Genomic DNA, 12,280 nt, shown 5'->3' with positions numbered 1-12,280 from the left:
GCCATTCACGGCTTTCGGACTACGACGCCGCGCGGCGCTTGGTCCAGATGTCGTAGGCCACCGCGGCCAGCAGGACGACGCCCTTCACCAGCATCACCCGCTCGCTCGGGGCACCGATCAGGGACATGCCGTTGTTGATGACCGCCATGATCAGGCCGCCGGTGATCGCGCCGACCACCTTGCCGACGCCGCCCTGCACCGCCGCGCCGCCGATGAACGCCGCCGCGATCGCGTCCAGCTCGTAGTTGATGCCCGCCGTCGGGCCCGCCTGGTTGAGCCGGCCCGCGAAGATGATCCCCGCCAGGGCCGCCAGCACGCCCATGTTGACGAAGATCCAGAACGTCACCGACTTGACCTTGACGCCCGAGAGCGTCGCGGCCTGCAGGTTGCCGCCGACGGCGTAGATGTGCCGGCCGAACACCGACTTCCCGGCCACCAGCGAGTACCCGAGCACCAGCGCCGCCAGCAGGATCAGCACCCACGGCAGGTTCTTGAACCGGGCCAGCTGCACCACCAGCGCGAGCACGATCACCGCGACACCGGCGATCTTCAGCACGAAGATCGCGAACGGGTCGACGTCCTGGCCGTAACCCAGCCGCGCCGAGCGCTTGCGCCACTGGGTGAACACGATCCCGGCCACGGCGGCGACGCCGGCGAGCAGCGAGACCAGGTCGGCGCCGCCCAGCGGGCCGAGCGCGATGTTGCCCAGGTAGCCGTCGGTGAAGCCGTTCGACAGCGTGCGGATCGTGTCCGGGAACGGGCCGATGCCCTGGTTGCCCAGCACCGTCAGGGTCAGCGCGCGGAACACGAGCATCCCCGCCAGCGTCACGATGAACGCCGGGATCCCGAAGTAGGCGACCCAGTAGCCCTGCCAGGCGCCGATCACCGCGCCGACGACGAGCGTGATCAGCACCGCCCAGAACCACGGCAGGTGCCAGTTCACCATCAGCACGGCCGACACCGCGCCGGTCACCGCGACGACCGACCCGGCGGACAGGTCGATGTGCCCGGAGATGATCACCAGGATCATCCCGATCGCGAGGATCAGCACGTAGGAGTTCTGCACGATGATGTTGGAGATGTTCTGCGGTTCCAGCAGCGCGCCACCGGTGAGCACCTCGAACAGCACCACGATCAGCGCGAACGCGACGTAGATGCCGCTCTGGCGCGGGTTGATCGAGATCCGCCGGGCGGAGTGCTCGACCGGGGGCGCGTCGGGCCGCGCTTCGGTCGTGGTCATTCCCGTTCCTTCGTCATGTACTGCATGAGCAGTTCCTGGGTGGCTTCCGCACGGGTCGCCTGGCCGGTGATGCGCCCGGCCGAGAGCGCGTAGATCCGGTCGCAGAGCCCGAGCAGCTCCGGCAGCTCGGAGGAGATGACCAGCACGGCCTTCCCCTGCGCGGCCAGTTCGTTGATGATCGAGTAGATCTCGAACTTCGCGCCGACGTCGATGCCGCGGGTCGGCTCGTCGAGGATCAGCACGTCCGGGTCCGTGAAGATCCACTTGGCCAGCACGACCTTCTGCTGGTTGCCGCCGGAGAGCTTCCCGGTCACGCTCTGCACGGTCGGCGCCTTGATCCGCAGGTCCCGGCGGAACCCGTTGGCCGTGTCGTGCTCGGCGTGCTCGTTGACCCAGCCCCGCCTGGCGAGCTTGCCCAGCCCCGCCGCGGACACGTTGCGCTGGATGTCCTCGATGAGGTTGAGCCCGTAGCGCTTGCGGTCCTCGGTGGCGTAGGCGATGCCGTGCCGGACGGCGTCACGCACCGACCGGACGTCGATCTCCTCGCCGTGCTTGAACACCCGCCCCGTGATGTCCTTGCCGTAGGAGCGGCCGAACACGCTCATCGCGAGCTCGGTGCGGCCGGCGCCCATCAGCCCGGCCAGCCCGACGACCTCACCGCGGCGCAGGCTGAGGTTCGCGTGGTCGACGACCACCCGGCCCGCCTGCGTCGGGCTGTGCACCGTCCAGTCCTCGATCCGCAGCACCTCGTCCCCGATGTCCGGTTCCCGGGGCGGGAACCGGTGTTCGAGGTCGCGCCCGACCATCCCGGTGATGATGCGTTCCTCGGTCAGGCCGGCCGCGTCGAGGGTGTCGATCGTGCGGCCGTCGCGCAGGATCGTGACGGTGTCGGCGATCGCCGTCACCTCACCGAGCTTGTGCGAGATGATCACGCACGTGACGCCGTCGGACCGCAGCTCGCGCAGCAGGTCGAGCAGGTGCGCCGAGTCCTCGTCGTTGAGCGCCGCGGTCGGCTCGTCGAGGATGAGCAACCGGACCTCTTTGGACAGTGCCTTGGCGATCTCGACGAGCTGCTGCTTGCCGACACCGAGGTCCCGCACCGGCGTCACCGGGGCCTCCGCGAGGCCGACGCGCCGCAGGAGCGCGCCGGCCTCGTGGTTGGTGCGGTTCCAGTCGATCCAGCCCCGCTTGTCGCGTTCGTTGCCGAGGAAGATGTTCTCCGCTATCGAGAGCTGCCCGCACAGCGCGAGCTCCTGGTGGATGATCACGATTCCGCGCCGCTCACTGTCGCGCACCGAACCGAACTCGCACCGCTGCCCGTCGAAGTGGATCTCGCCGTCGTACGTCCCGTGCGGGTAGACGCCGGAAAGCACCTTCATCAAGGTGGACTTCCCGGCGCCGTTCTCCCCGCAGATCGCGTGGATCTCGCCGCTGTTCACGGAAAGGGTGACGTCCGACAGCGCCTTGACCCCGGGGAAGGTCTTGGTGATCCCGCGCATGCCGAGCAGTTCGGTCATTTCAGCTGACCTGCCGTGTAGTAGCCGGAGTCGACGAGCTCCTTCTGGTAGTTGGCCTTGTCCACGGTCACCGGCTGCAGCAGGAACGACGGGACGACCTTCTTGCCGTTGTCGTAGTCGGTGGTGTTGTTGACCTCGGGCTTGCCGCCCTTGAGCACGGCGTCGGCCATCTTCACCGTGGTGTCGGCGAGGATGCGGGTGTCCTTGAAGACCGTCGAGTACTGCTCGCCGGCGATGATCGACTTGACCGACGCGACCTCGGCGTCCTGCCCGGTGACCACCGGGTACGGCTGGCCGGCGGTGCCGTAGCCGTTGCTCTTCAGCGCCGAGAGGATGCCGATCGACAGGCCGTCATACGGCGAAAGCACGCCCGCGACCTTCGCGCCACCGGTGTAGGTCTTGGTGAGCAGGTCTTCCATCCGCCGCTGGGCGGTGGCCGGGTCCCAGCGCAGGATCGCCGCGCGGGCGAAGTCCGTCTGGGTGCTCTTGACGACCAGCTTGCCGCTGTCCATCAGGGGCTTGAGCACGGACATCGCGCCGTTGAAGAAGAACGTCGCGTTGTTGTCGTCGGGCGAACCGGCGAACAGCTCGATGTTGAACGGACCGGCGCCGGTGCCGAGGCCCTTGACCAGCGAGTTCGCCTGCTCGACGCCGACCTTGAAGTTGTCGAAGGTGGCGTAGTAGTCGACGTTCGGCGAGTTGCGGATCAGCCGGTCGTAGGCGATGACCGGGATCTTGCGGTCGGCCGCCTCCTGCAGCTGCGTGGTGATCGCGGTGCCGTCGATCGAGGCGATGACCAGCAGCTTGGCGCCCTTGGTGATCTGGTTCTCGATCTGGTTGACCTGCGTCGGGATGTCGTTCTCGGCGTACTGCAGGTCGACCTTGTAGCCGAGCTTCTCCAGCGCGGACTTGATGTTGTCACCGTCGTGGATCCAGCGCTCCGACGACTTGGTCGGCATGGTGACGCCGACCAGGCTGCCCGCCGCGCCACCGGCGCCGGCGGCCGGCGCCTGGTCGGCGGTCTTCTGGCTCGAGCCGCACGCCGAGAGCGTGAGCACGAGCCCCGCGGCGGCGATCCCCGCCATTGTCCTGGTGAACTTCATTGTTCCTTTTCCTTTCTCAGAAGCCTCTTCAGAAGCCTTGTGCGAGCCGGTAATACGCTTGGTTCCAGCGAATGCGGTCGGCGAAGCCGTGCGGTGTGGTGTCCTTGTCGATCACCAGCAGCTCGACGCCGAGCAGGTTCGCGAAGTCGCGCAGCGTCTCGGTGCCCACGGCCTGGGTGAGCACCGTGTGGTGCGGGCCGCCCGCGGTGATCCACGACTCCGCGGACGTCGCCAGGGTCGGCGCGGGCTGCCACACCGCCCGCGCGACCGGCAGGTTCGGCAGCGGCTCGTCGGGCGGGACGACGTCGATCTCGTTGGCCACGAGCCGGAACCGGTCGCCGATGTCGACCAGGCCGAGGGTGACGCCGGGCCCGGGGGCGGCGTCGAACACCAGCCGCACCGGGTCCTCGCGGCCACCGATGCCCAGCGGGTGGATCTCGCACGACGGCGTCGCGGCGGCGATGCTCGGGCAGACCTCCAGCATGTGCGCGCCGAGGATCTTCGGCGTGCCCGGCCCGAAGTGGTAGGTGTAGTCCTCCATGAACGACGTCCCGCGCCCGGTGCCGGTGCCCATCGCCTTGACCGCGGCGAGCAGCGCCGAGGTCTTCCAGTCGCCCTCGCCGCCGAAGCCGTAGCCGTCGGCCATCAGCCGCTGGACCGCCAGGCCGGGCAGCTGCCGGAGGCCGCCGAGGTCCTCGAAGTTCGTCGTGAAGGCGCCGAACCCGCCGTCGTCGAGGAACTTCCGCAGGCCGGCCTCGATCTTCGCCGCGTAGCGCAGCGACTCGTGCCGCGCTCCCCCGGCGGCCAGCTCACCGGCGATGGTGTAGTCCTCGGCGTACCGCTCCAGCAGGTCATCCACGGTGTCCTTTTCGGACACGGCGTCCACGATTTCGACCAGGTCGTTGACGCCGTAGGTGTTGACCGAGACGCCGAAGCGCCGCTCGGCCTCGACCTTGTCCCCCTCGGTGACCGCGACGTCGCGCATGTTGTCGCCGAACCGGGCCAGGCGCAGGTTCCGCAGGTGGCCGGCGCCGATCGCGGCGCGGGCCCACGCGTCGATCCGGGCGACGACGGCGGGATCGGTGACGTGCCCGGCCACGGTCTTGCGCGGGACGCCGAGGCGGGTCTGGATGAACCCGAACTCGCGGTCGCCGTGCGCGGCCTGGTTGAGGTTCATGAAGTCCATGTCGATCGTGGACCACGGGAGCGCCTCGTTGAGCTGGGTGTGCAGGTGCAGCAACGGCTTGCGCAGCGCGTCCAGCCCGGTGATCCACATCTTCGCCGGCGAGAAGGTGTGCATCCAGGCGATCACGCCGACACACGCGGCGTCGGCGTTGGCCTCCTGCAGCACCCGCCGGATCGAGGAGGCCTCGGTCAGCACCGGCTTGCCGACGATCTCGGCCGGCAGCCCGCCGGCGCCCGCCAGCAGCTGCTGGATGCGCAGGGACTGGCCGGCGACCTGCTCGAGGGTCTCCTCGCCGTAGAGCGCCTGGCTCCCGGTCAGGAACCAGAGCTGGGGTTTGGCCGCGGAAGTCATCGTTCTCCTCATCGAGATCAGTGCTGGCCGTAGACGTTCTGGTACCGGGCGTAGAGCCGGTCGACGTCCTCGGGCGGCAGGGGTTCGGGCGTGCCGAGCTCGAAGGCCTTGTGCACGGTGCGGGCGACGTCCTCGACCATCACGGCCGCCTTGACGGCGTCGCGGGCGGTGCGGCCGACGGTGAACGGGCCGTGGCTGCGCATCAGCACCGCTTTCGAGCGGCTGGTGCGCAGGGTCTCGACGATGCCGCGGCCGATCGAGTCGTCGCCGATCAGCGCGAACGGGCCGACCGGGACGTCGCCGCCGAACTCGTCGGCGATCATCGTGAGCACGCACGGGATCGGCTCGCCGCGCGCGGCCCACGCGGTGGCGTAGGTCGAGTGCGTGTGGACGACGCCGCCGATCTCCGGCATGTGCCGGTAGACGTAGGCGTGCGCGGCGGTGTCGGACGACGGCGCGAACTCGCCGTGCACCAGTTCGCCGTGCAGGTCGGTGACGACCATGGTGTCCGCGGACAGGTCGTCGTAGGACACCCCGGACGGCTTGATGACCATCAGGTCCCGGCCGGGCACCCGCGCCGAGACGTTGCCCGCGGTCCAGATGACCAGCGCGTTGCGGGTCAGCTCGCCGTGCAGGCTCGCCACGGTCTCCCGCAGTTCCGCGACGGTGTCGAGGACTTCACCGGTCAGGGACATCAGGACCGTCCTTTCGCGACGGCTCGGCGGCGGGCGGCGAGGCGGTGCATGACGTCGTTGGCACCACGGCCGAAGTAGTCGTGCAGGGTGGTGTACTCGGCGTAGAGCTCGTCGTAGGCCGTGACGTGCGCGGGCACCGGCCGGTAGACGGCGGAGCGGGCCGAGCCCATCGCCCCGGCGGCCGCGCGGATGTCCGGGTACGCCCCGGCCGCGACGGCGGCGTGGATCGCGGAGCCGAGCGCGGGTGCCTGCGCCGAGCCGACGACCGACAGGGGGAGGTCGGTGACGTCGGCGTAGATCTGCATCAGCAGGGCGTTTTTCGTCAGCCCGCCCGCGACGATCAGCTCGGTGATCGGGATGCCGGCTTCGGTGAACGTCTCGACGATCTTGCGGGTGCCGAACGCGGTGGCCTCCAGCAGCGCGCGGTAGACGTCCTCGGCGCGGGTGGCCAGGGTCTGCCCGACGACCACGCCGGAGAGGTCGTGGTCGACCAGCACCGAGCGGTTGCCGCTGTGCCAGTCCAGCGCGAGCAGGCCGTGTTCGCCGATCTCCTGCTGAGCGGCGAGTCGGGTGAGCTGGTCGTGGCTCTCGTGGGCGAAGTGCTCGGCGAACCAGCCGAAGATGTCGCCGACGCCGCTCTGGCCGGCTTCGTACCCCCACAGCCCGGGCACGATCCCGCCGTCGACGACCCCGCACATGCCGGGCACCTCGCGCAGTTCGGCGCCGTTCACGACGTGGCACGTCGAGGTGCCCATGATCGCGACGAGCTGCCCGGGGTCGACGGCTCGCGCGGCGGGTGCGGTGACGTGCGCGTCGACGTTCCCGACGGCGACCGCGATGCCCTCGGGCAGTCCGGTCCACGCGGCCGCTTCGGCGGTGAGGCCGCCCGCCCGGGCGCCGAGCTGCCCGAGCGGGTGGTCCAGCTTGTCGGCCACGAAGGACTCGAACCCGGGCGCGAGTTCGCGGAGGAAGTCGCGCCCGGGGTACTGGCCGTCCTGCAGGATGCCCTTGTAGCCGGCCGTGCACGCGTTGCGGACGTACGTCCCGGTCAGCTGCCAGACGATCCAGTCGGCCGCCTCGACCCAGTGCCGCATCGCCGCGTAGACGTCCGGCGCCTCTTCGAACACTTCGAGGCCCTTGGCGAACTCCCACTCCGAGGAGATCAGCCCGCCGTAGCGCGGCAGCCACTTCTCGCCGCGCGCCCGGGCCAGCTCGTTGATCCGGTCGGCCTGCGGCTGGGCGGCGTGGTGGCGCCAGAGTTTGACGTAGGCGTGCGGGTTTTCCTCGAACCCGGGCAGCTCGCACAGCGGCGTTCCGTCCACTGTGGCCGGAACCATCGTGCAGGCGGTGAAGTCGGTGGCGACGCCGAGCACGTCGGCGGGGTCGGCGCCGGCCGCGGCCAAGGCGGCGGGGACGGCGGTGCGCAGCACGTCGACGTAGTCCGAGGGCACCTGCAGCGCCCACTCCGGTGGCAGCGCCCGCCCGGTCGCCGGGAGCTCGCGGTCGACGACGCCGTGGCGGTACTCCGACACCGCGCTGCCCAGCTCGACGCCGTCCCGCACACGGACGACGACCGCGCGCCCGGAGAGCGTGCCGAAGTCGATGCCGACGACGAGGGGATCTGCTGACACTGCCGGTTCACTTCCTTCTGTTAGCGTTAACAACCACGGCTGAAGCCATCGCGTCCGGTGACGCCGGCGCTATCGCGGCCCGGTGCTCTCGCGCACGATCAGCTCGGGCGCGACCAGGGCGCGGTCGTGCCGGTCGCCACCGCTCATCCGGGCGGCCAGCAGGCCGAACGTGCGCCGCCCCAGCTCGATGAAGTCCTGCCGGACCGTGGTCAGCGGGGGCGTGAAGTACGCCGCTTCGGGGACGTCGTCGAAGCCCGCGACGCGGACGTCGCGCGGCACCGAGATCCCGGCCTCGGCGAACGCGCGCAGCAGGCCGAGGGCCATCTGGTCGTTGCCGGCGAACACCGCGTCCAGGTCTTTCTCCCCGGCGAGCACCCGGCCCGCGTCGTAGCCGGAGCGCGAACTCCAGTCGCCGCGGACGACCTCGGGGACCGGGGCGCCGTGCCGTTCGAGGGTTTCGCGCCAGCCGACCTCGCGGTCGCGGGACTCCAGCCAGTCCTCCGGCCCGGCGACGTGCCAGACCGTGCGGTGCCCCAGGGCGAGGAGGTGTTCGGTGGCGCGGCGGGCGCCGTCGCGCTGGTCGACGGCGATCACCGGGACCGGCGCGTCGTCCCCGCCGCCCACGGCGACGAGCGGGATGTCGGCGGGCGCGGCGTCCAGCGCCCGCCCGGCCGTGACGTGCGGCGCGATGACGATGATGCCTTCGACCGCCTGGCCGCGCAGGTTCTCGACGGCGTCCGCGATCGACGACCGGCCGGGGCGGCTGACGCTGGAGATCGTGATGGCGAACCCGGCTTCGCGGGCGGCGTTCTCGATGCCGTAGAGCGTGCTGGCCGGACCGTACAGATTGGACTCGAGGGCGAGCACGCCGAGGGTGCCGGTGCGTCCGGTGACCAGCGCGCGGGCGGCGGAATTGGGGCGGTAGCCCAGTTCCTCGATCGCGGCGAGCACCCGGGCGCGGGTCGCGGGCCGCACCGGGCCGGTCCCGTTGATCACCCGGGACACGGTCATGTGCGACACGCCGGCCCGCCCCGCGACGTCGGTCAGGCTCGGTTGCCGCGCCGCGTTCAGGGGCCCGCCGGGGCGGGATCGTTCGGCCACCGACTGCCCCTTTCGTCCACATCGGCGTGGTGCCCATCACTCGTTCAGGTGACGGCGAGGAGTCAGTGTTAGCGATAACACTCGTCCGGTCAAGTCCGGCTCACGTAACGGTCTCGTCACGCGGGCCGGGCGTCCACCGGGGATTTCGACGCGTTCGACCAGCGGTTTCGGTGAACGACTCACCGACGGTCAACCCGAGACGCCGGTGTTCAGAGCCGCGACGCCGGTGTTCAAAGCGGCGACCGACGTGTTCAGACCGGTAACCCACGTGACCCGGGCCCGGCCATGCGAGCCCCGGCTCTGGTCACCCGAATCCCGGGCCCCGACCGCGCGGATCGCGGAGGCGGGCCATGCGAGCACGGCTACAGCGTCAGGGTGGCGGCGACCGGGAGGTGGTCGGAGCCGGTCGCGGGGAGCGTCCAGGCCGCCACCGGCCGGACGCCGGTCACGAAGATCTGGTCGATCCGGGCCAGCGGCAGCGAGGCCGGCCAGCTGAAGCCGAAGCCGTCGCCGACCTCGTCCTGGGCCGCCTGCATCCGGCTCGTGATCGGGGTGAGCGCGCGGTCGTCGGTGGTCCCGTTGAAGTCGCCGACGAGCACCTTGCGGGGCGCGGTTTCGGCCACCAGAGCGTCGGAGAGCAGGCCGAGCGCCGCGTCCCGGCTGTTCGCCGTGAAGCCCGAGTCGACCCGGACCCGCACCGACGGCAGGTGCGCCACGTACACCGCGACCGGCCCTTGTGGACTGTCCACTGTGGTCCGCAGGGCTCGCGTCCACGGCATGATCGCCACCGGCTCGGTGTCGTGGATCGGGTAGGTGCTCCAGATCCCGACGGTCCCCTGCACCGAGTGGTGCGGGTACGCGGCGGCGAGCGCGTCCTCGTACTTCGGCACCTCGGACCGCTTCAGCTCCTCCAAGGCGATCACCTGCGCGCCCGACGCGGCCAGCGAACGCGCGGTGCCCGCCGGGTCCGGGTTCTCGTCGTTCACGTTGTGCGAGACGATCGTGAAGTCACCGCCACTCCCCCGCTTGTCGAACAGCCGCCCGCCGAACGACGCCCCCCAGACGAGCGCGGGCAGCAGTAACGCCACCAACGCGAGCGCCGAACGCCGGATCAAGGCCGCCACGAGCAGTGGGACCACGAGCAACCCGGTCCACGGCAGGACCGTCTCCAGCAGCGAGCCGGCGTTGCCCGCCCAGTTCGGCACCAGCGGGTGCGCGAGCAGCAGCACCGCCGTCAGCGCGGCGAGCACCGCGATCACCCGGCCGCGTCGCCAGGGCCCGGGACGACGCCCCGGCGCGGGCGGCACGGTGATCGGCTCGGTCACCGCGGTCATCGGGTCGCCGCCGGGAGTTCCCGCTGGATCGCGGCGATGAGCGTCTCGCTGGTGGCCAGCGCGGCCTGCAGCCCGGCTGACGGGGTCCCGCCGGGGCTCTGGTGCAGCACCACCCCGAGGATCAGCGCGCCGCTCGAGGACCGGGCCGCCCACATCAGGGCCCCGCCGGCCGCGGTCGACGAGCCCGTCTTCAGCCCGATCACGCCGGAGCGGCCGAGCAGGGTGTTCGTGTTGACGACCGTGCCGGGCACGCCGTCGACCTTGAGACTCGGGGTCGCGACGATCGCCCGGACGGTGTCGTCCTTCATCACCTCGCGGGCGAGCCGCAGCTGGTCCTCGGCGGTGCTCGTCGTCGAATCCTCGACGCCACTGGCCCCGGTGTAGGTGGTGCCGGTCATGCCGAGCGCCTTCGCCTCGCGGTTCATCTTCGCGACGAACGCGTCCTGGCTGCCGGCGTCCCACCGGGCCAGCAGGCGGGCGACGTTGTTGCCGGACGGGATGAGCATCAGGGCCAGCAGGTCGCGTTCGCTGACGGTGCGGCCCGCGCGCACCGGCGCGGTCGACTCTTCGGCGGACGTCGACTCGGCTTCGGCCTGCTCGTCGACGGTGATCCGCGGCCCGGCGTCACCCGGGGCGAGCGGGTGGTCCTTGAGCACCACGTAGGCGGTCATCACCTTCGTGACGCTGGCGATCGGCACCGGCGTCCGCTCTCCGCGGCTGCCGAGGGTGCCCAGGCCCTGGACTTCGGCGCTCGCCTGGCCCTGCGCGGGCCACGGCAGCGGCAGCTCGACGGCCGGCCGGGCGGGACTCGCCTGCCCCGCCACCGACGGCGGGAAGACCACCCAGCAGGTCGCGGCGAGCGCCACCGCCCCCGCGGCGGCGAAGCCACCCGCGACGGGCGGGATGCGAAAGCGGGCCATGGATCTCCTCCGGGTGCCGGGGTGCGCTGGTCGAGCGCACACCGATCACTCTGTCCGGAGAAGGTCGCCGTCCCGTCGGGGTTGTTCGACAGGTCTGAACCAGAAGTGTCTTGGTTCTGTACCAAAAGTGGCGCGGGAGGCCCTCCGCCGCGCGCACGGCGGAGGGCCCGCCCCGCACCGCGCGCTCAGCTCACGTGGACGTAGTCCACGACGAGCTGCTGCGGGAACTGGGTGCTGCCGTCGGGGTCGCCGGGCCAGTAGCCGCCGACCGCCAGGTTGAGGATGAGGAAGAACTCGTGGTTGAACGCCCACTGGTTGCCGCCGACGTCGGCGGGCGTGCGGGTCTGGTAGGCGTTCCCGTCCACGGACCAGACGATCTTGTCCGTGGACCAGTCGATCGCGTAGGTGTGGAAGTCGTCGGAGAAGTTCGGCCCGCTGTAGGGGGCGCCGATCCCGGCCGAGCCGGAGTAGCCGGGGCCGTGGATCGTGCCGTGCACCGTGTTCGGCTCGAACCCGACGTTCTCCATGATGTCGATCTCGCCGCAGTTGGGCCAGCCGGCGCTGCCGATGTCGGTGCCGAGCATCCAGAACGCGGGCCACATGCCCTGCCCGCGCGGCAGCTTCATCCGGGCTTCGATGTGCCCGGAGGACGCGGCGAACTTGCCGGAGCTGTTGAGCCGCGCCGAGGTGTACTCGCAGGGCCCGTACCAGCAGTTGTTCCCGCTGCTTTCCTTCTTCGCGGTGATCACGAGGTGGCCTTGGCCGTCGAGCGCCGCGTTGGCGGTGCCGTCGGTGTACCACTGCCGTTCGTGGTTGTTGACGTTGTCCCCGGTCTCGTGGCCCCACTTCGAGCCGTCGACGCCGGCGCCGGCCGGGCCGTCGAAGTCGTCGCTGAAGCTCGCGAGCAGGTTGGCGGGAACGGCCGACGCGGCCTGGCTCTGCGGTGCGGCCAGCAGTGCGCCGGCCACGAGCAGCGCCGCGGGCGCCACCAGCAGGCGGGCGGTCCGCCGCCATCGGGCGGAGTTCTCGGTCGACATCGTTGTCGCCCCTCTCGTTCCGCGGGCGACGGCTGGCGGCTCACCGGCACCCTATTTGTTGTGGATGGCAACAAAGTATCCACGGGTACCTGGCGAAGAACAAGGCTAACCGGTCGGACATTTTCCGACAAGTACCCGATGGTCCGGACCACCGGGTACTTTCGG

The 12,280-nt window shown here is 70.7% G+C and carries 9 protein-coding genes and 1 pseudogene; all 10 read right to left on the bottom strand.

Features of this window, described 5'->3' with window-relative positions; translation table 11 throughout:
* Positions 1-19: 19 nt before the first annotated feature.
* Complete coding sequence (mmsB, locus tag OHS18_RS03645; RefSeq protein ID WP_328456095.1) at positions 20-1,240, bottom strand: multiple monosaccharide ABC transporter permease; 1,221 nt, start codon at positions 1,238-1,240, stop codon at positions 20-22.
* Entirely contained in the window at positions 1,237-2,757 is a 1,521-nt protein-coding gene (gene mmsA / locus OHS18_RS03640) for a multiple monosaccharide ABC transporter ATP-binding protein (protein WP_328456097.1), read from the bottom strand. The genes mmsB and mmsA overlap by 4 nt, the downstream gene beginning before the upstream one ends.
* The gene (chvE, locus tag OHS18_RS03635) at positions 2,754-3,860 is read right to left on the bottom strand and encodes a multiple monosaccharide ABC transporter substrate-binding protein (RefSeq protein WP_328615909.1); all 1,107 of its coding nucleotides are present in this window, start codon (positions 3,858-3,860) and stop codon (positions 2,754-2,756) included. Before chvE ends, mmsA begins: the two co-directional genes overlap by 4 nt.
* 28 nt (positions 3,861-3,888) lie before the next feature.
* On the bottom strand, positions 3,889-5,397 hold the full coding sequence (araA, locus tag OHS18_RS03630) for an L-arabinose isomerase (RefSeq protein ID WP_328615908.1): 1,509 nt from the start codon (positions 5,395-5,397) through the stop codon (positions 3,889-3,891).
* Between the two features lie 17 nt (positions 5,398-5,414).
* Positions 5,415-6,092 carry an L-ribulose-5-phosphate 4-epimerase gene (locus OHS18_RS03625; RefSeq protein WP_328615907.1) on the bottom strand — a complete coding sequence of 226 codons (678 nt, stop codon included), beginning with the start codon at positions 6,090-6,092 and terminating at the stop codon, positions 5,415-5,417.
* Positions 6,092-7,723, bottom strand: coding sequence for a ribulokinase (araB, locus tag OHS18_RS03620; protein ID WP_328615906.1), 1,632 nt, complete (start codon positions 7,721-7,723; stop codon positions 6,092-6,094). Before araB ends, OHS18_RS03625 begins: the two co-directional genes overlap by 1 nt.
* Before the next feature lie 69 nt (positions 7,724-7,792).
* Positions 7,793-8,824 (bottom strand): LacI family DNA-binding transcriptional regulator, encoded by a 1,032-nt coding sequence (locus OHS18_RS03615; RefSeq protein WP_328456108.1) that lies wholly within the window; start codon positions 8,822-8,824, stop codon positions 7,793-7,795.
* 362 nt (positions 8,825-9,186) lie between these two features.
* Positions 9,187-10,158 carry an endonuclease/exonuclease/phosphatase family protein gene (locus OHS18_RS03610; protein ID WP_328615905.1) on the bottom strand — a complete coding sequence of 324 codons (972 nt, stop codon included), beginning with the start codon at positions 10,156-10,158 and terminating at the stop codon, positions 9,187-9,189.
* Positions 10,155-11,078, bottom strand: a complete 924-nt coding sequence (locus OHS18_RS03605; RefSeq protein ID WP_328615904.1) for a D-alanyl-D-alanine carboxypeptidase family protein — start codon at positions 11,076-11,078, stop codon at positions 10,155-10,157. The genes OHS18_RS03610 and OHS18_RS03605 overlap by 4 nt, the downstream gene beginning before the upstream one ends.
* Positions 11,079-11,266: 188 nt before the next feature.
* Positions 11,267-12,115: pseudogene (locus tag OHS18_RS03600) on the bottom strand (glycoside hydrolase family 16 protein); the annotation flags it as partial.
* Between the last annotated feature and the right edge of the window lie 165 nt (positions 12,116-12,280).

Source organism: Amycolatopsis sp. NBC_00355 (assembly GCF_036104975.1).
Taxonomy (GTDB): domain Bacteria; phylum Actinomycetota; class Actinomycetes; order Mycobacteriales; family Pseudonocardiaceae; genus Amycolatopsis.
Note: the sequence above shows the minus strand (reverse complement) of the source record. Positions and strands in the feature narration are given on the sequence as shown.

What these genes read in the sequence shown, in the direction of transcription:
- mmsB (WP_328456095.1), bottom strand. Translation starts at nt 1,240, where the DNA reads ATGACCACGACCGAAGCGCGGCCCGACGCGCCCCCGGTCGAGCACTCC.
- mmsA (WP_328456097.1), bottom strand. Translation starts at nt 2,757, where the DNA reads ATGACCGAACTGCTCGGCATGCGCGGGATCACCAAGACCTTCCCCGGG.
- chvE (WP_328615909.1), bottom strand. Translation starts at nt 3,860, where the DNA reads ATGAAGTTCACCAGGACAATGGCGGGGATCGCCGCCGCGGGGCTCGTG.
- araA (WP_328615908.1), bottom strand. Translation starts at nt 5,397, where the DNA reads ATGACTTCCGCGGCCAAACCCCAGCTCTGGTTCCTGACCGGGAGCCAG.
- OHS18_RS03625 (WP_328615907.1), bottom strand. Translation starts at nt 6,092, where the DNA reads ATGTCCCTGACCGGTGAAGTCCTCGACACCGTCGCGGAACTGCGGGAG.
- OHS18_RS03610 (WP_328615905.1), bottom strand. Translation starts at nt 10,158, where the DNA reads ATGACCGCGGTGACCGAGCCGATCACCGTGCCGCCCGCGCCGGGGCGT.
- OHS18_RS03605 (WP_328615904.1), bottom strand. Translation starts at nt 11,078, where the DNA reads ATGGCCCGCTTTCGCATCCCGCCCGTCGCGGGTGGCTTCGCCGCCGCG.